Source organism: Cellulomonas endometrii (assembly GCF_949769265.1).
Classification (GTDB): Bacteria; Actinomycetota; Actinomycetes; order Actinomycetales; family Cellulomonadaceae; genus Cellulomonas; species Cellulomonas endometrii.
The window spans coordinates 51452-69789 of record NZ_CATKPC010000012.1 but is presented as its reverse complement, the minus strand read 5'-3'; the positions used below and the strand labels follow the sequence as shown (position 1 = coordinate 69789).

The following is an 18338-nucleotide window of genomic DNA, read 5'->3' as shown; positions in this document are numbered from 1 at the left end:
TCAGCCTCGCACGTACGTCACGCCGTCCGGGTCAGCGCGTGGGGCACCGTCGGCGAGGTCCGCCCTCGTCGCACGCCCGCGTAGGTGAGCGCAGCGCCCAGGGCACCCCACGCCGCCAGGACCACGACGACGGGCACGGCAGCACCCCCGCCGCTCGCGAGTTCGGCGGCGCCTTCGGCGTAGGCACCGAGCGGCAGCACGCGCGCGATCGCCGCGAGCGGGGCCGGCGCGGTCTCGATCGGGACGAGCCCGCCCGCGGCCGCGAGCTGCAGCACCGACAGGGCGACGAACACGCCTGCTCCGGCGCGGGGCATCACCGCGGCCAGGCCCGTGCCCAGCAGCGCGAAGGTCCCCGCCGCGAGAACGGTCAAGCCGGCGAACCCCCAGGTGGAGTCCAGCCCGATCCCGCTGATCGCCAGCGCCGCGAGCGACATCACCGCCGCCACCGTCGCCGCCACGAGCCGGGGTCGCAGGGCGGACCCCACCAACCGGGCGGTGCGCACGGGCGCGGCGAGGTCCGACCGGCGCACCACGGGTCCGGTGACCATGCCCACGAGCGCACCGAGCCACAGGACGACCGCTGTGCAGAGCGCCGGAAGCCACCCGTCGGCGGAGCTGACGGCATCCGTCGTCAACGCCACCGGCTGCGCCACGACACCCGCGAGGGCGTCGGCCTGCTCAGGATCCGCGGCCGGGACCTGCCCCGCACCCACGGCCAGCCCGTCAGCCAGCGTGTGGGCGCCTGCTCCGGCCTGCGCGGTGGCGTCGGCCACCTGACGGGAACCCGCTACCAGCTGGTCCGCGCTGGTCGCGAGCTGCCCGGACCCCGCAGCGAGCTGCCCGGCGCCGTCGGCCAGGTCCGCGGTGCCGGAGACGAGCTGCTCGGCGCCGGAGTCGACCAGCCCGGCGCCGTCGGCGAGCTGGAGGGCACCGCTCGCGGTGGCGCTCGCCCCGTCGGCGACGCCGCGCGATCCGCCGGCGAGCGTCGCTGCACCGTGTGCGGCGGCGGACAGCTGGGCGCAGAACCGCGCGGACGTGGTGGCTTGCGGGCACGCGGCTGCGAGGCTGCCGAGCGAGGTGCTGAGTCCGTCGACCCCGGACGCGACGTCCGCCGCCCCGGCCGCGACGGAGGCGGATCCGTCGCTGAGCCCGACCGCACCCGAGGCGAGCTCACCGGTCGAGGAGGCCAGCCGGTCGGCGCCGCCGGCCAGCTGCGCAGCGCCGTCCGCGAGCGCCGTGGTGCCGTGGTCGAGCTGGCCGGCACCGTCGTCGAGAGCGACCGCGCCGTCCGCGACCTGGTCGGCGCCGGCCGCGGTGGCGTCGAGGCCGGTGGCGAGCTCCAGCGCGCCGTCCGCCGCGTCGGACATCGACGCCGCCACGTCGCCGAGCCCGGCGTACACCTGGGTGAGGTAGGTCTCGGTGACGTGGTCGCCCAGCGCGCCGGCGGCTGCCTGCGCGATCTGCTCCGTGGCCAGGGCGGCGGCCGCCGCCGAGGCGGGGTCGGTCTCGAGGAACAGCCGCGCCTGCTGCGGGTCGTCTCCCGACGTGGACAGCACGTCGGCGGAGAAGTCCGGTGGGATCGTCAGGACCGCGTCGTAGGTCCCCTCCTCGAGCCCGTCGGCGGCGGCGTCCGGAGTCGTCAGCTCCCACCCGAGCGAGGCGTCGTCGGAGTGGATCAGCTCGGCGGACAGCGCACGGCCGGCGGCCATCGGCGTGTCGCCCCGGACGATCTCGTCGTCGTTGACGATCGCGACCGGGATCTGGTCCACGGCGTCGGCACGGCCCGAATAGCTCCAGATCAGGACACCGGTGCCGAGCAGCGGCAGCAGCACGAGGGCGGAGAGCCGCACGACACGCTCTCGGCTACGGGTGGGGCGGCTCATCGGACGGTCTCCAGGTCGGCAGTGGTCGAGACGAGCGCGAAGCGGAGCAGCACGACGGTGGCTCCGTGCCGCACCAGCGTCGGCGCGAGGCGGTCAGGCGGGTCCACCAGGAGGAGGAGCCGCGCGCCGCCGGCGAACGCGACGGCCGCCGACAACGTGGTGCGCTCCGCAGCGGACATCGAGTCCGTGGGGTCGCCGAGCGGGCCTGCGACAGCCAGGACCGGGGTCATCCGCCTGCGCCTCTCGGACCGTGAGCGGGTGGTCATGGCGAGCATCCGGCGGGCGTACGCCTCGGCGGTCGTCCCGTCCGGCACGTCGGCCGCGGTCGGCACGGCCGCCCAGCACCGGACCTGCTCGCTCTGCTCGGGGACGATCAAGCCGTTCACCACCACGTCGCCCGCGACCGGGACCGATCGCCCCGTCAGCGCCGACGCGAGCGCGAGCGCCGCGCGCGGCCCGCCGACCGTCACGATGGCGAGGTCGCCGGAGTCCACGTCCAGGTCGATGGGTTCGGCGCCGGGGTGCGCGACGAGCTGCCGGGCGCGCAGCACCGGTGGCCCGCTCCGGCCGGCGACGGCCGCCGCCTGCACGTGCCGCTCGACCGCCTCGCCCTCGACGTCGACCGTCGGCAGCGCGCGGTCGAGCCGGCGCGGCAGCCACCACGCCCGGGTGTCGAGCAGTCGGAGCACCGCGGGGACCAGGGTCATCCGGACGAAGAAGGCGTCGATGAGCACACCTACAGCCAGTCCGAACGCGACCGGCTTCAGCATGGCCGCGCCGTTCGGCACGAAGGCGCCGAACACGCTGACCATGATGAGCGCCGCGGCCGCGACCACGGGCGCCGAGTGCGCGAAGCCCGAGGAGATCGCCTTCTGCGGGTCCCGGCCGTTGTGCGCGTACTCCTCGCGTATCCGGCTGACCAGGAACATCTCGTAGTCCATCGCGAGGCCGAACAGCACGCCCATCACGATGATCGGCAGGAAGCTCACGACCGGTCCGGGGCTCTGCCCGAACATCAGGGCGGGCGCCCAGCCCCACTGGAAGACCGCGACGATCGCCCCGAAGGACGCGCCGACCGACAGCACGTACCCGACGGTGGCCTTGACCGGGACCGCGATCGACCGGAACACCAGGAGCAGCAGGACGAACGACAGGCCGACCACGGTCAGCCCGAACGGGACCAGGGCCGCCGCGAGCTGCTCGGAGATGTCGATGTTGACTGCCGTGGTGCCGGTGACGCGCAGGTCGCTCGCGCCCGTCCGGTCCTCGATCGCCGCTGCCTCGTCGCGCAGGTCGTGCACGAGGTCGGCGGTGACGGGGTCGGACTGCCCGCCCTCCGGGATCACCCGCAGCAGGGCGGTGTCGCCGCTCTCGTTGGGCGTCGCCGTCGTCACGGCGACGACACCCGGAACCGCCTCGATCTCGGCCTGCAGGTCCTCGACCGCGCCCAGCGGGTCGTCGCTGGCGATGATGTCCGCCGTGATGAGCAACGGCGCGTTCCAGCCCGGCCCGAAGGACTCGGCGACGGCGTCGAAGTGCTCCCGGGACTGCGTGCCGGGCTCGTCCGTGCTGGCGCCGGGCAGGGCGAGGATCATCCGGAACGCCGGGATCGACATGACCGCGAGCACCGCGACGACCGAGACGACCGTCAGGACCGGGCGCCTGGTGACCACGCGCACCCAGGACGCGGAGAACGACCGGCGCGCGGTGGCCGTGCCGGCGCCGGCCTCCCGGCTCCTGCGCCGGCGTCGGGGGCGGGGACGGAGCCGATCGCCCGCGAGCAGCGCCACCGCGGGGACCAGCGTCAGCGCAACCAGCACCGAGATCCCGACGGACGTCGCGCCGGCCAGACCCATGACCGTCAGCAGCGGGATCCTGACGACCGCGAGGCCCGCGAGCGACACGACCACGGTGAGCCCGGCGAACACGACGGCGCTCCCGGACGTGCCGAGCGCCCGTGCCATCGACTCGGCAGGGGTCGCACCGTGCGCGAGCTGGCTGCGGTGGCGGGACACGATGAACAGGGCGTAGTCGATGCCGACCGCCAGACCGAGCATGGAGGCGAAGCTGGGGGTCATCCCTGCGACGGGGGTCAGGTGCGACACGAGCCCCAGCAGGCCGGTCGTCAGGGCCACTCCGACGAGCGCCGTCACGATCGGCATGCCCGCGGCGAGGAACGACCCGAAGGTCAGCACGAGCACCACGAGGGCGATGCCGAGACCGAACGCCTCGGCCGCGTGCCCGCCCTCGGCGAGGCCCGACCCGAAGCCGCTGCCGCCGACCGTGGAGGTCACGGAGCCGTGGTCCACCTCCGCGACTCGTGCGACCTCGTCCTTGACCTCGTCGTCGGGCTGCTCGTCCTCGAACTGGATCGTCGCGAGAGCCGCGTCGGCGTCGTCGTTGATGTCGAGCTGGTCGGGAGCGGTCACCGATGCGACCCCAGGAACGGCCGCGATGGCGTCCAGGCTCTCCGCCACGGCGTCCCTCGTCCCGGGATCGGCGATGTCGTCGCCCTCGGGGACCCGGTACAGGACCTGCCCGCTCGCACCCGAGGCCGCCCCGCCGAACCGGTTCGCGAGGACATCCTGCCCTTCCTGGGACTCCGTGCCGGGGATCGTGTAGTCGTCCTCGTAGGCGGCGCCCACCGCCCGCACTCCGACGAGGACGCCGGCGAGCAGCACGATCCACACGACGATGACGAGCAGACGGTGACGTGAGATGAACAGGCCGAGACGGTGCAGTGCGAGCGACATGATGTTCCTGAGGGGTGGACGACGCGACCCGGGAAGTCAACGAGCTGCTGCTGACGCGACGGCCCCCGGCGACCTGACGGCTGGCTGACGACCCGTCCGCGACCAGCGACGCCACCGACGCCACCGCACGAGGCTCCGGAGGTCGTCAGCGATCCGTCAGCGCGCGCACACCCCGGCGTGCAGCGGACGACCAGGTCGGACGGCTTGGCTCCCTGCGACTTCGGGAGTGACATGTCCGCACCGGTTCGTTCCGGTCGTCGACGTCGGTGGTGGATCACCGGTGTGGCGACCGCGCTGATCGTCGCGTTCGTCCTGGGCGACGCCGCACTGCGCGCCGTCGCCGAGGACCGCGCGTCGGAGGCTGCGTGGGACGGGGCGCAGGACGCCGGCGTCCGGGACCTCGAGATCGAGCTCGGGGGGTGGCCGTTCGCGGTGGGGCTCGCACGGGGGCAGGTCCCCGAGGCGCGCGTCTCCGCGACCGTCCCGTTCGACATGCTGTCCGATCGGCTGGACACCTCGTTCGACGTCGGGAGCCGCCGGGCTGGCGTCGAGCTGTCGGGATCCGACGGTCAGCTGGTTGCCGCATCCCGGCTGAACCGTGCGGGGGTCGAGATACCGGCCGAGGTCCGGCTGGCCGTGCGCGCGGACGGCGGCGACCTGGTGCTCACCCCGACCACCGTCGCGATAGCCGGGCGCGAGCTGAGTGCCGCGGCGGACGGGCCGCTCGCGAACTTCGCCGGCGACCTGCTCTCCGAGCACCGGATCGACATCGGTTCCATGCTGTCGTCCGCCGAGGATCTTGCCGCGCAGCTCACGTCGAAGCCGGTGACCCTCGACGCTGCGACGGTCACGGAAGACGGGCTGCGGATCTCGGTTCTGGTGCTGGACGTCCCGCTCGCAGCACCGGAGGACTGATCCGCCCGGAGTCGCCCCGAGGCGTGGTTGAAGATCGAGGAGGTGACCGGCACCGTCGCGTACGACGCCTCCGGGGGTGGCGTCGTCCTGGTCGATCGACGCGCGGGTCGGCGCGGGCGGTTCGCTGGCCTGGGACGCGCCGCCGTTCGTCGTCGCCACCGGGGCGCACGTGGAGCGGCGGACGGACGTGACGCTCGGCGCGGGTGCGGTCGCGGCGTGGCGCGAGGCGCTCGTGCTCGGGCGGACGGGTGAGGTCGGCGGCTTCGTTCGGTCGACGACCCGGGTCACGCAGGCGGGGGTGCCGGTGCTCGTGGACGACGTCGTGCTCGGCGACCCGCGGTCCGACCTGGCGACGCGGGGCGGGGCGCGGGTGCTCGACACGGTCACCGTCCTGGGGCTGCTACCTGGAGGGCCGCTGGACGCGGAGGTGGCGGGCGGTGCCACCGTGCTGGAACTTGCCGGTCCCGGCGCGGTCGCGCGCGACCTGCGGGCGCACACGCACGACCCGACGCTCGACGAGCGGTGGGCGGCGTGGCGGAGCGAGGCCGACGCAGCGCGGCGCGCGGGCGTCTGACGTCATCGCGCCGCGCACCTGGCTCGGCTGGCCGGACGACCGCGTCATGTGCTCACACGCCCGCGACGCACGTCGTGAGTGAGACGCGCGTCAGCGGGCGTCACTCAACCAATAACTGGAGGCTGCGCTCGGTTCCGCTGGATTTGTGCAGCAGGTCGCGGCGACTGTCCAAGACGGCGCGCAGAACCCGGATGGCGATCTCAAGTGCCTCCGAACAGAGCTCGTACTCGCTTGCCTTCACCGGGTTTCCGTGCACCGCCCTGCTCCGCAAACCGTAGATCTTGGCGAGCCTGCGCTGTAGATCGGACCGGCGCGCCGGTTCCGACTCGAGCAATCGGGCGATGCTGGCGGTGACCCTCAGCGTCGGCTCACCTTCACTGCTGCCGAAGACGTTCTCCCACGCGATGACGGCGTCGATCAGGACGTCGACCAAGTCAGTTCTCTCGGCGCTCGCTCGCAGAACTCGCGTCATCGCGACCGCCAACCGATCCGCGCCAGGAGCGCCGACCCAGCCGTACCACTGCTGCCACTCGCTCACCTCGTCCGTTGTCAGGCTTGTGGGCCTCAGGGAGAAGTTCGATCGAGGATCCGACCACGAAACTCCCGTGACTTCTTCGAGCGGATCGTCGATCGCCCTCCACGTCGGGAGAAGAGGGGCTCGGCTCGTGTCGGACGACGCCAGCAGCAAACTGATGCGAAGTCGTCGAATGATTCTTTCAACCGAGTCCACATCCACGAGTCCGGGTGGAAAGTCCATCATTGTGTCGCTGTCGCCAGAGTCGGACGTGGGAACCATCTTTGCGGCGTACGGCACGCTGAACTGCGCAACGACATCCCCTGCATAGTCGATAGTGGTGACCTTGCCATCGGCGTCGGTGGACGCGAGTTCACCGGCGAGTCCGTGAGGCACGTACTGCTGATCGCCCCGCGAGGGCGGCCGAACCAGGACGTCTCCGAAGTCGAGGTCACGTCGGTCTGGCAGCCGTACCCCGGTGAGCGCAACTCGCGCGTCCGTCAAACGGGGTCCGCTACCCAGCAGCGCCTTGCGGATCACATGCCAGCGACGCAAGGCGTGCGCCGCGAACTCGCTCACGGTCGGAGCCTCGTCCACGGCCGTTCTGGATCGCCGTGCGCTTGCGATGACCAGAGACGGGAGACCCCAGAGCTGCACGCTGCTACCCCGCCCGGTGCTGCGGAAGATCATCCCGGTCGATGATCCGGTGTGCTCGGAGGGCTCACCAAAGAGCTCAGCCAGCTGTGTGTCCGCCTGGACCGCATCTTGCATCTCGCGGTTCGCCGGATGGTTGTGCAGCAGGACCGAAACGACGTGATGCACACGGCCCGGGAAGGTCAGCGCCCACTCCTCCGGGGGCAGCAGCAGGAACGGGTAGCTCTGGACGGCCAGCTCGACCACCGCTCGCTCGATCCGGTTCGAGGTCCGGGGGATCTCGACGACACCGCCGGCCTCCTTGTGCAGAAGCATCGCGACGGTGTCACCGCCGTCGCGGACGGACGCGAGGTTGAAGATGAACACCTGCTCGCGCGCATCCCGTTCGCCCAGTTCGGGCGGTAGCGCATCGAGTGCCGCGCTCAACGCAACAGCTGTCGCACCTGCTTCTGTGCTCAAACCCGCACCATCGACCGCATGAGAAGCGCACAGGAAGTGAAGTAGTCCAGGGCCTAAAAGCTCCATGACCCGGTCCGCACCAGCCCGATCGACGTGATCCGCCATCGGCACATAGTGCCAGAAAGACGAAGGAGCCTGACCCGCTCTTCGGACACCTGGTCTAGACCCGATGCTCGCCTCGGTCAGGCCCCGCGGGTGCTCCGCATCGCACATTCGCCGACTGGATCGCTGCGCTCGCGGACCGCTCACCGGGACCTCCGCACCTGGCACACACCAGGTGCGGAACGAGGGCCGCAACTACACCTGGGTCTGCTGCACGAAGAAAGAACGTCCTGGACCGACGCCGCTGGGCCACCCGCCACGAGCTACGCCTGGCGATCATCACCTGGATCGAACGGACCTACCACCGCCGCCGACGCCAAGCCCGGCTCGGCCGCCTGACACCCATCGAGTACGAGACGATCATGACCACTCAGGTCGCACTTGCCGCCTGAGTTCCGCTGTCACCTACTCGTGCAGCAGACCCGGTGCCTCTTCGCCCCCCCACCGCAGGCGAGTGCGACCGACGCAGGGACCCTGAGTCGTTGACGACTGTACGCGACTCGGTCTAGCGTGGCTTCGTAGGCACATGTCAGCGATTTGGTGACCGCAGGTTGCCGGAGACGGAGAAGCCCATGGAGACCACCGACCCGGAGTCGATGCGACGCGCTCTGCTCGATGGCGTCACACATCGAGCGACGAGCGACGAGTTCGACCTCGACGGCGAGCTGCGGGCGGTCCTGGCTCCGCTGGGGCTCGTCCCGGAGGACTCGGGTGGTGCCATCACATGGGACAAGCTCGACCCGCTGATGCCGAGCAACATCCGGCTGGGCGCCGCCTCCGCGATCGCGCTGGTCCAGCAGTCCGTCGTTGCCGCGGCGATCTGGCGGGACCGGACCGGGCGCGGCCAGGACATCTCCGTTGACCTCGGTCAGGCGATCCGCCGACTCGCTCCCTCCACCGAGTTCCGTTGGGAGACCATCAACGGTCTTCCTGCGGACGTGGCCGACAAGTCGATCGGCTACCTGATCCGCCCGTGGCTGACGTCCGACGGGCGGCACGTGGTGCCGGCCAACGTGTACTCGGGCATCAAGTCGCGCATGCTCGCCGCGCTGGACTGCGCCGACAACCCGATCGCGCTCGGGCGCGCGATCGCCTCTCATACAGCCGACGAGCTGGAGGCCATGGCTGAGGCAGGTGGCTTCGTCATGGCAAAGGTGCGTTCGGTCGAGGAGTTCGTCGCCGAGCCCGTCTTCGACTACCTGGCCTCGCGCCCGCTGATCGAGATCGAGAGGATCGCGGACAGCGACCCCGAGCCGTTCACGTCGTTCGCCACCGCTCCCCTGTCCGGCGTGCGGGCGTTGGGCATGGGCCACGTGATCGCCGGTGCGGGCATCGGCCGCTCGCTCGCCTCGCTGGGGGCCGACGTCTTGCAGGTCTGGCGGGCGATGGACTGGGAGCAGGACACCCTGATCAGCACCGCGAACGTGGGCGCCCGCTCGACACGAATCAACGTGCGCACGCCGGCCGGGCGCGAGCAGGTGTACGGGCTGCTGCGCGAGGCGGACGTGTTCTTCGCCAACCGCCGCCCGGGTCTGCTCGAAGCTCTGGGCCTCGATCTCGAGGCCGCTGCCGCGGTTCGCCCGGGACTGGTGCACGTGACCGTCTCGACGCACGGGCAGGGGGCCGGGGCGGGCGGGTCGGATTCGACCAGCCCGCCGGTGCCGTCACCGGGAGCTTGGCGGCGGAGGGAACACTTGCGAACCCCAAGCTGCCGCCGACCTCCATCGTGAACGACTACCTGGTCGCGTGGCTCGCGGCGACCGGCGCGATGGTGGCTCTGCGGCGCAGGGCGAGCGAGGGTGGCAGCTACAGGGTGCACGTCTCGCTCGACCGGGCGGCGATCTGGTTGAACTCGCTCGGGTTCTTCGACCCGGAGTACGTGCGGTCGACGGTGGGCACGGGCGGCCAGCACGAGCTCGTCGACCCACAGCTGTTCACGTCTCTGACACCGTTGGGTCTCTACCAGGGCGTGACGGAGCAGGTCACTTTGAGCCGGACGCCGCACCACTACACGAACGTGCTCTCGGCCCGGGGTGCCGACCAGGGCACGTGGCTGCCCAGGCCCGAGGCGCTCGACGTCCAGGCCCTCATCTCGGCCATCCTCGGCACGAGCTGACCGTCGTCGGCTCGATGCAAACGGCGGGACCCTGGATAGCCGGGGCCCCGCCGTTGTCGCTGGACGGCGTCCTCGAGCGCTGCCGAGCAGGGCGAACCTCCGACGTCATGCCGCGGGCAGCCCTAGGAACCGCTCGAGCTGGCGCGCGATGACGCCCGCCTCCGTTGCCGGGCTGACGGAACGGTCGCCCTCGCGCAGCCATGTCCGGATCAGCTCCACCAGCCCCCCGAGCACGAAGCGCGTAAGTGCCTCCCGGTCAGAGTCGTCCAGGTACTCCCCGCGCACCTCGATGGCGCGTGCCGCGATGTCCCGGCAGTGCGGCAGGAACAGCTCACGCCACATCTCGACCACGTCCTCGAAGACCGCGCTGGAACGCAGGTTGAGGTACATCGGCCGGTGCACGTCGACGTAGGCGGTCAGGATGTCGAGCATCTCCTGGACATCGCGCGCCGACCGACAGGGCTCCTCCACGCCGGCCTGGAAGTCCATCGTGATCGCGGCGAGCAGCGCCTCGTCCCGGTCCCGGAAGTGCTCGTAGAACCCCTGGCGACTGACGCCCGCCTCCTCCAGCAGCCGGGCCAGCGTCATGGAGTCGACCGGCTCGCGCGCGGCGAGGTCCATCGCGGCACGCCTGATCGCCTGGCGCGCGCGCTGCGCACGCGGGTCCGTGCTGGTCGACCGCCTGGCCATGACCTCACCCTTCGTTGACACCTGACCGTGAAAGCGTACAGTGGTGTTCGCGGACAGCCGTCCGCGACAGCATCGGAGTACGTCTCCGACCAGGATGGAGGACGACCGTGGCTCGCCCGGTGCGCATCGGTAACTTCTCAGGCTTCCTCGGCGACCGGTTCACGGCGCTGAGCGAGATGCTGCACGGCGGTGAGGTCGACGTCGTCATGGGCGACTACCTCGCCGAGGCGACCATGGCGGGGGTCACCTCCGCTCTGCGCGGCGACCTTGAAGGCCAGCGGGCGTTCTACGCCTCACCGTTCCTTGCGCAGATCGAGCCTGAGCTCGGCTTCATCGCCGACAAGGGCATCAAGGTCGTCGTCAACGCGGGCGCGTTCAACCCCTGCGGGCTGGCCGAGGCTCTGCGCGGTCTGATCGCCGACCACGGCCTCAGCCTGACGGTGGCGTACATCGACGGGGACGATGTGCTTGCCACGCTGCCGGACATGCAGCACCGCGGCGAGCTTCGTCACCTTGACACCGGCGGGTTGCTGGACGTGTCCGACCGGCGCGTCGTCGCCGCCAACGCCTACATCGGCGGCTGGGGCATCACCACCGCCCTGCGCGCCGGCGCCGACATCGTCATCACGGGCCGCGTGGCAGACGCCTCCCTCGTCACCGGGCCGGCGGCCTGGTGGCACGACTGGAACCTCGACGACTGGGACCGGGTAGCCGGCGCCGTCGTAGCCGGGCACGTCATCGAGTGCGGTCCGCAGCCCTCGGGAGGAAACTTCTCCGGATTCCTGCAGGTCCCCGACCGTGTCGTGCTCGGCTTCCCGGTCGCCGAGGTGGCGCACGACGGGAGCAGCGTCATCACCAAGCACCCGGGTGCAGGCGGGGCGGTTACGGTGAACACGGTGACCGCCCAGCTGCTCTACGAGATCCAGGGGGTGCGGTACCTCAACCCCGACGTGATCGTGCACATGGACACCGTGTCGGTCACCCAGGAGGGTCCCGACCGGGTCCGTGTCTCAGGAATCGTTGGCAGCCCGGCACCGCTGACCACCAAGATCGGCATCTTCGCCGAGCACGGGTACAAGAGCACCTTCTACGGCTTCGTCACCGGTCTGGACCACGAGCAGAAGGTGGCACTGCTCGAGGAGCAGCTGCGTGGGATCGCCGACTCCTTGCAGGTCTCCGAGCTCCGCCTGCGCCCGCTGGGCCGGCCCGTCGTCGACCCCGCCTCCCAGTGGCAGGCCACGATGGCGGTGTTCATCAGCGCTGCGGCCGCCGACAAGGACACGCTGCAGGCGTTGCATGCCGGGTTCATGGGACTCGGCCTGAGCAGCTACCCGGGCTGGTACGCCGACGGGTCGCTGAACATCACCGCCCGCACCGAGTACCTGCCCGGTCTGATGCTCCAGTCCACCGTCTCGCAGGTGGTGCACCTCCCCGATGGTGCCGCCGTCGAAGCCCCCGTCGTCCCTGGCGCCGAGTACCACGGTCAGAAGCAGCACCCCGGAGCGACGGGCATCGCATCCGCCCGAACCGAGGACGAGGTGACTCTCCCGCTGGGCGCGCTGGTCTATGCACGGTCCAGCGACAAGGGAGCCAACTGCGACCTCGGAGTCTGGGCAGCCGACCCGACCGCCGCCAACTGGCTCATCCGCTTCCTGACCACCAACCGGCTGCGGGAACTGCTCCACGAGCCCGCTGACGTCACGATCGAGCGGTACGAGCTGGCGAACCTGAACGGCCTCGCGTTCGTCCTGCGAGGCCACCTCGGCACCAGCGGCGCGAGCAATCTCGACGTCGACACCCTCGGCAAGGCGCTGTCGGAGTTCCTGCGCGCTCGCCTGGTGCGGGTCCCGGCCGACGTCGCCGCACTCGCGACGGCCATCTGACGGCACTGCGACCGGCGCTGTCCATCTCGTCGGGGGCTGCGCGCCCGTGACGTAGCCGCACGTATACGACGCGGTGAGTCAGATTCTGGGCAACGACTGGAAGGCGAGGCGCGCCACCCGGCGCGCGCTGCGCGGACGAGCGCACTGAGCGCGCTGTCCGGTCACCGCCGCGTCCAGCGCCGGGAACACCCGGGGCTAGGTGTACTCGGCCTGGACGTTCGTGACAGTGCGGGATGGTTGACGTGAGGAGAACCTCCGGCTGGGGTGTGGCTTGTCGAAGGCCCACATCCCGCCGGAGGTTCTCGTGTCTCACGGTAATGCGCGTCTGACTGTCCATGGCCGGGCTCTGCTGGTGCGGCGGGTGATTGAAGAGCGCCGCCCGGTCGCGCACGTCGCCAAGGAGCTGGGCGTCTCGCGCCAGTGCGCGCACCACTGGGTCAACCGGTTCCGCACGGAGGGGCCGGCTGGGCTGATCGATCGTTCCTCACGGCCGCACCGCTGCCCGACCCGCACCAGTGCGAACGTCGAGCAGGCCGTGGTCCGGCTGCGCCTGGCCGAGCGGCGCGGGCCGGACTGGCTCGCCGAGCAAACCGGCGCCCCTGCCCGGACCGTCTCGCGCGTCCTGGCCCGCCACCAGGTCCCGCGGCTCGCCGACTGCGATCCGCTGACCGGTCAACCGATCCGTGCCTTACGGGTCACCGCGGTGCGCTATGAGCGCGAACGTCCTGGCGAGCTGGTTCACATGGACGTCAAGAAGATCGGCCGCATCCCGCCCGGCGGCGGGTGGCGCGCGACCGGCTGGACGAGCGCGAACCACCAGTCGCGCGTCGAGAAGACCCCGATCGGCTACGACTACGTCCACGCCCTGGTCGACGACCACTCACGACTGGCCTACTGCGAGGTCCTGCTCGACGAAAAGGGCCCGACCTGCGCTGGCTTCTTGCTGCGCGGCGCGGCCTACTTCGCTGATCACGGCATCGCCCGCATCGAGCGAATCATGACCGACAACGCCTCGGCCTACCGCTGGTCACTGCGCGAAGCGGCCACCGTCCTGGGCGCCCGACAGGTGTTCATCCGCCCGCACTGCCCTTGGCAGAACGGGAAGGTCGAACGACTCAACCGGACGCTGGCAACCGAGTGGGCCTACCGGCAGGTCTTCGCCGACAACTTCGAGCGCACCGCAGCCCTTGCCCCCTGGCTCGAGTACTACAACACTCGACGAAGCCACACCGCCCTCGGCGGACTCCCACCGATCAGCCGACTGTCACCAACGTGATGGCTCAGTACACCTAGCGCGGTGCCCAACCCCAAGGCGCCGGAGATTGCCGCCGAGCGTCGCTCCCACCACGGCAACGTCCTCTCCGAAGAATGGTTGACGGTCGAAGAGGCGAGGAACTCGCCCTCGTAGGCGCGCCCGACCCTCAGCAGCGCGACGTGACGGACTCTGTTCCATTCGGAGTTGTCGTCCCCGACGACGCAGCGCAGGACGGCAAGGTCGGCGTGCGGGATGCTCGCCCGGGACAGCGCGTCGACGACGGCATCAGCCGTGTCGAGGCGGCCCTTGCGCTGCCAGAAGCGCGAACCGTCGTCGGGCTGGTCCTGCTGCGACAGCGCCCGCCCGACTGCGGCTGCAGCCGCGTCGAGCGGGTCGCGGCGAGCGCGCGACCTCTGGGCCAGGAGAACCAGGAGCAGTGACCCGACCTGGCCGACCAGGACCGCCATGCCCGACCCGAGGATGAGGAACACCACGTGGTCGGGCTCACGCACGTCCAGGACACGAGACAGGAGTGCCGCAGCAGCTCCGCCAACGCAGATCGCTGACAGGACCGACACCCCGACTCGTTGGCGAAACGCGCGCCAGTTCGTTGCGAGCCAGACCTCCGGCTAGGCGTGCACGATCGATATCGTTCGACGCGCCCCGCACTGCGGCGATCACCGAGATGGGCCAGCTCTTGCGTTCCCGTCTGCGAATCCTCGTCCTCGGGTGCCGAGTGCGGAACCAGGTCAGGGCGATCGAGGTGAGCCACCACCCATAGAGCGCGCACCCGGCGCTGAGCGATGCGATCGTCCCGCAGACGAATGCCAGCTCGCCGGCCACAGACACGTGAGAAGGCGTCACGAGCGGGTCCGAGGCGGGGAGGTACTCACGAGCGCAGATCGAACCAGTTCGCGCTGACACGATCTGGTCGCTGGGTGCCTACCCCAAGACGAAGGCGTGCCCTCAGCGTGGCTGCTTCGCGCGGTGCCGCTGCGCGATCTTCCGGCCTCCGGAGACTTCCATGCGCCAGAGCGCCATGCGTTCGCTGACCCGGTACCGCGCGGCCAGGGTGCTCGGGCTTCCTCCGGTGAATGCGTGGCTGCGTGCGGCCTCAGGCGGGATGAGCAAGGCCGCAGCGAGCTCGGCCGCGTCCTTCTCGTCGCTCTTGGACGAGGATCCGCAGCTGCCCTTCTCGTCCATCCACGCGGCGGAGAGCTCGTGCTCGGCCGCGAAGTGCGCCACCTCGTGCGCGAGGTTCGACCGGGTTCGCTCCGGTGAGTGCGCGGAGTTGTAGATGACGACGAATTGCATCCCGGTACGTGCCAGGGCGGCGGACCAGACACCGGGCCGGGTGACGGTGAAGTGACGCTTTGCAGCGGGGTCCACGGACAGGTCGTTGAGCGAGAGGAACGGGATGCCGTTCTCCTCGGACCACGCCCACGGGTCGAACGGGTCATCCGGGCCGCAGCCTGTCTCGGCTCGGACCGCTGCTGCCAGTCGTCCGAGCTCTGCCTTGGTCGTCACCCGCCGGCTCCTAGCGTTCCGCGCGTTGCTGCACGGCCCGCAGGCCGGCGGAGAAGATCTCTTGGAGGAACGCCCGGTCGGTGTCGTCCAGGTCGCGTCGTGCGCGCAGCAGGGCGTTCACCGAGGTGCTGAGCGGTGGCTGGCTCTGTGCCGAGCTGTCGTCTGCGTTGATGAAGAACTCGTCTGCGGGGCGCCCGAGCCACAACGTGATCGCGGCGAACGCCTCGAGGTCGGGGCGCTGACCGTTGCGCAGCCTGCTCAGCAGCGATGGGCTGACCCCGATCTGGCTGGCTGCGGTGCGCCAGGAGATCTCCTCGGCTTTGACGCGAACTTCCATCGCAGCGGCGAGTGCGGGGACGTCGACGACTGACTCACTCATGGGTGCTCACAAGTCGACCGTACCGCATGCCGACTCACCGTTCCAGTTGCGCAACGCGTTGGGATGATGCAACAGTGTTGTGCAACCAGAACGGAGGTGGTCGCCATGACCCGCATCACCATCACCATCGACGACCAGCGGTACCCCATCACCGACGATGACCAGGAGGCGGCCGCGCTGATTCGGCTCGCTGGTCGCGACCCCAAGCTCTTCGACCTCTTCGGAGTGAAGAAGGGCATCGAGGAGCGCATCCGCGACAACCAGATCGTGAACCTCAAGGACGGCCAGCAGTTCGCTACCCGGCACAAGGTGCGGTTCAAGATCGACGGCGAGCCCTTCCAGTCGTTCGACGACGACCAGACCGCTGCTGCGCTCCTGCGGCTCGCGGGACTGAACCCGGACGAGTTCGACCTCGCGCGCGCTGTCGGCGAGGCCGGCACCTACTCCGGTGACACGGTCGTCGTCATCGCCGACGGCGACGAGTTCGTCACCGCCAAGCGGGTGGGGCCGGTCGCATGAGCGAGCCGGCGCAGGTGAGCCCGGGCGTCAGTCGGTTCATCGAGGACATGGCCACCCAGGGAGTGCACGTGAGCATCGACGGCGCGCTCCTGCTCTACCGGGTCAAGGCGGTCAGCGGCGCTCTCAACGGGCACGAGGTCACGACGGGCGTCAGCGTAGGCGAGGTCCACGGCTGGCCGCTCTCGCCGCCGCACTGGATCCACCTGCCGGATTCGGTGACGTTCCCCGAGACCAACTCCGACGCGACCGACTGCCCGCCGGGGTGGCTTCGTCACTCGCGCGAGTTCGGGTTCCTCGACACCTCCATCCCGCCTGCGCTGGCCTGGCTCCGCCACGTACGCGGCTTGATCTCGTACGCGATCGCGGCGGCGGCCTGACATGCGGTACTCGGTGGCGATGACCGGCAAGGTGTCGCAGCAGATGCGCGACCACCTGCTCCGCGAGGACGGCCAGGAAGACGTGCTGCTAGCCACCTACCGGCCGTCCACGGGGGCGGAGCGGACGACGGCGCTGATCCGCTCCGTGATCCTGCCGCGCGACGGGGAACGGCAGGTTCACGGCACCGCGTCGTTCACGAGCACCTACGTCCTGCGCACTGCCGCTGAGGCCCGGGCCCGCGGCGAAGGTCTCGTGCTCCTGCACTCCCACCCGCAGGGGCGGGGGTGGCAGGGGCTGAGCCGCCCGGACCGCCAGACCGAGTCCGACTACCTGCGGGTCGCGACCGCGTTCACCCAGCAGCCGTTGCTCGGCATGACCCTCGCCGGAGACGACACGACGTGGTCGGCGCGGTTCTGGCTCGACAGCGACCGGCCGCAGTGGGCCGAGTCCGTGCGGACCGTCTCTGACCGGCTGGACGTCAGCTGGAACGACGAGCTGCGCCCCGTGCCCCGCCCGACCGCCTCCCAGGTCCGGACCACCTCGTCGTGGGGCGGGGTCAAGCAGGCGTCCATCGCACGGCTACGTGTCCTGGTCGTCGGGGTCGGGAGCGTCGGACTGGACGTCGCGCAGAGGCTCGCGGCCACCGGTCTCGTCGACGTGGGGGTCATGGACTTCGACGCGGTCGAAGAGGTGAACCTGGACCGGATGGTCGGCGCCACGCGGCTGGATGCAGCGCTCGGCCGCGCCAAGGTCGACGTGGCCCGCCGACTGATGATGTCCGCGGCGACCGCCGAGCAGTTCGCGCCCACTTCCCACGAGGTCAGCCTGACCGATCCGGAGGGCTTGCGGCACGCGCTGGACTACGACTTGGTGTTCTCCTGCGTCGACCGGCCCTGGCCGCGCGCGGTGCTGAACTCCCTCGCCTACGCCGACCTGATCCCTGTCATCGACGGCGGCATCGCCCTCGAGACGTTTCCCGACGGGCGTCTGCGTGGCGGGATCTGGCGCTCCCACACCTTGGTGCCGGACAGGCCGTGCATGGTGTGCCTCGGGCAGCTCATCCCCGGCGAGATCAGCCTCGACATGCAGGGCCTGCTGGACGACCCGACCTACATCGCCGGCTCCGGGCGGCAGCCTGCACCTCGGCAGAACGTCGCGGCACTCTCGGCGAGCGTGAGCGCCGCGCTGCTCGCCCAGTTCGTCAGCCTGACTGCTCATCCCGGTGGCTACGGTGTGCCCGCCCCGCTGCGCTACATGCTCGCCCCGCACCGCCTTGAGCACTCGCCGGCACACTCCGGTGAGTTCTGCCCGTACGAGGCCGAGCAGGTGAACGGGGATGCTCGCACCGATCTCAGTCGTCAACAGGACGACTGGCGGCGGGTGGTCGCGGGCCGCAGAGATCGGCGGGTCCCGCTGAGGTTGCGTGTGCTCGACGCAGTCGAGTTGAGGTTGCGGCGCGCGATCGAACGGCTCTGACCGGCTTTTTCGCCCGCAGACGTGCGATGCGTGGGGTGGCCGAACTAACGCAACAGCAGGACTAACGACGCATGCCATCGGCCCGCGCAGCCCGATCGAGGGGCTGCGCGGGCCGGAGTCGTTCGGGGGGTAAGCCCGGACGTCCCCGGGGAGCACCCGGTGCGACGGAACGCCCCATGGGGCCCGAGAGCCCCGCGACCTGTGGCGACAGCGCCCGCAGGCGTGGCCGGGGGGAGGGGGGCAGATCGTACGCGTGCGGCA

Annotated in this window: 14 protein-coding genes and 2 pseudogenes; 9 read left to right on the top strand and 7 right to left on the bottom strand. The window is 70.7% G+C overall.

Annotated features, from left to right (window positions below):
* Positions 1-17: 17 nt before the first annotated feature.
* Together QNH85_RS13550 and QNH85_RS13545 are read right to left on the bottom strand one after the other, a co-directional pair.
* The gene (locus tag QNH85_RS13550; protein WP_282947220.1) at positions 18-1883 is read right to left on the bottom strand and encodes a YhgE/Pip domain-containing protein; all 1866 of its coding nucleotides are present in this window, start codon (positions 1881-1883) and stop codon (positions 18-20) included.
* Positions 1880-4636: an MMPL family transporter gene (locus QNH85_RS13545; RefSeq protein WP_282947217.1), complete on the bottom strand. Its 2757-nt coding sequence runs from the start codon at positions 4634-4636 to the stop codon at positions 1880-1882. The genes QNH85_RS13550 and QNH85_RS13545 overlap by 4 nt, the downstream gene beginning before the upstream one ends.
* Before the next feature lie 282 nt (positions 4637-4918).
* Here QNH85_RS13545 and QNH85_RS13540 point away from each other — a divergent pair, with 282 nt between their 5' ends.
* Together QNH85_RS13540 and QNH85_RS13535 are read left to right on the top strand one after the other, a co-directional pair.
* On the top strand, positions 4919-5551 hold the full coding sequence (locus tag QNH85_RS13540) for a hypothetical protein (protein ID WP_282947215.1): 633 nt from the start codon (positions 4919-4921) through the stop codon (positions 5549-5551).
* A gap of 76 nt (positions 5552-5627) precedes the next feature.
* Positions 5628-6125 carry an urease accessory protein UreD gene (locus QNH85_RS13535; RefSeq protein WP_282947213.1) on the top strand — a complete coding sequence of 166 codons (498 nt, stop codon included), beginning with the start codon at positions 5628-5630 and terminating at the stop codon, positions 6123-6125.
* Between the two features lie 100 nt (positions 6126-6225).
* Here QNH85_RS13535 and QNH85_RS13530 read toward each other — a convergent pair whose 3' ends face one another.
* Complete coding sequence (locus QNH85_RS13530) at positions 6226-7857, bottom strand: HEPN domain-containing protein (RefSeq protein WP_282947211.1); 1632 nt, start codon at positions 7855-7857, stop codon at positions 6226-6228.
* Positions 7858-8030: 173 nt separating this feature from the next.
* On the opposite strand from QNH85_RS13530, the pseudogene QNH85_RS13525 reads away from it, so the two are divergent.
* Together QNH85_RS13525 and QNH85_RS19955 are read left to right on the top strand one after the other, a co-directional pair.
* Positions 8031-8246 (top strand): annotated as a pseudogene (locus QNH85_RS13525) (IS3 family transposase); the annotation flags it as partial.
* Positions 8247-8426: 180 nt separating this feature from the next.
* Positions 8427-9970: pseudogene (locus QNH85_RS19955) on the top strand (CoA transferase).
* A 105-nt stretch (positions 9971-10075) separates the two neighbouring features.
* Here the strand turns inward: QNH85_RS19955 and QNH85_RS13515 are convergent.
* Entirely contained in the window at positions 10076-10660 is a 585-nt protein-coding gene (locus QNH85_RS13515) for a TetR/AcrR family transcriptional regulator (RefSeq protein ID WP_282947209.1), read from the bottom strand.
* 107 nt (positions 10661-10767) lie between these two features.
* Here QNH85_RS13515 and QNH85_RS13510 point away from each other — a divergent pair, with 107 nt between their 5' ends.
* Together QNH85_RS13510 and QNH85_RS13505 are read left to right on the top strand one after the other, a co-directional pair.
* Positions 10768-12543 (top strand): acyclic terpene utilization AtuA family protein, encoded by a 1776-nt coding sequence (locus QNH85_RS13510; protein ID WP_282947207.1) that lies wholly within the window; start codon positions 10768-10770, stop codon positions 12541-12543.
* A 304-nt stretch (positions 12544-12847) separates the two neighbouring features.
* A complete protein-coding gene (locus QNH85_RS13505; protein ID WP_282947206.1) occupies positions 12848-13819 on the top strand; it encodes an IS481 family transposase in 972 nt (323 codons plus the stop codon).
* On the opposite strand, the gene QNH85_RS13500 is transcribed toward QNH85_RS13505, so the two are convergent.
* The 3 genes from QNH85_RS13500 to QNH85_RS13490 all read right to left on the bottom strand — a co-directional run bounded on the left by QNH85_RS13500 (position 13750) and on the right by QNH85_RS13490 (position 15704).
* Entirely contained in the window at positions 13750-14310 is a 561-nt protein-coding gene (locus tag QNH85_RS13500; protein ID WP_282947204.1) for a hypothetical protein, read from the bottom strand. The genes QNH85_RS13505 and QNH85_RS13500 overlap by 70 nt on opposite strands.
* A 454-nt stretch (positions 14311-14764) precedes the next feature.
* A complete protein-coding gene (locus tag QNH85_RS13495; RefSeq protein WP_282947202.1) occupies positions 14765-15325 on the bottom strand; it encodes an ImmA/IrrE family metallo-endopeptidase in 561 nt (186 codons plus the stop codon).
* A 10-nt stretch (positions 15326-15335) separates the two neighbouring features.
* The gene (locus QNH85_RS13490; RefSeq protein ID WP_282947200.1) at positions 15336-15704 is read right to left on the bottom strand and encodes a transcriptional regulator; all 369 of its coding nucleotides are present in this window, start codon (positions 15702-15704) and stop codon (positions 15336-15338) included.
* Positions 15705-15809: 105 nt separating this feature from the next.
* On the opposite strand from QNH85_RS13490, the gene QNH85_RS13485 reads away from it, so the two are divergent.
* From QNH85_RS13485 to QNH85_RS13475, 3 genes are read left to right on the top strand one after another with little or no spacing between them, the layout of a single operon-like run.
* A complete protein-coding gene (locus QNH85_RS13485; RefSeq protein WP_282947199.1) occupies positions 15810-16223 on the top strand; it encodes a hypothetical protein in 414 nt (137 codons plus the stop codon).
* Positions 16220-16600: a hypothetical protein gene (locus QNH85_RS13480; RefSeq protein WP_282947197.1), complete on the top strand. Its 381-nt coding sequence runs from the start codon at positions 16220-16222 to the stop codon at positions 16598-16600. Before QNH85_RS13485 ends, QNH85_RS13480 begins: the two co-directional genes overlap by 4 nt.
* A 19-nt stretch (positions 16601-16619) precedes the next feature.
* Positions 16620-18077 carry a ThiF family adenylyltransferase gene (locus QNH85_RS13475; protein WP_282947195.1) on the top strand — a complete coding sequence of 486 codons (1458 nt, stop codon included), beginning with the start codon at positions 16620-16622 and terminating at the stop codon, positions 18075-18077.
* Positions 18078-18338: the final 261 nt, after the last annotated feature.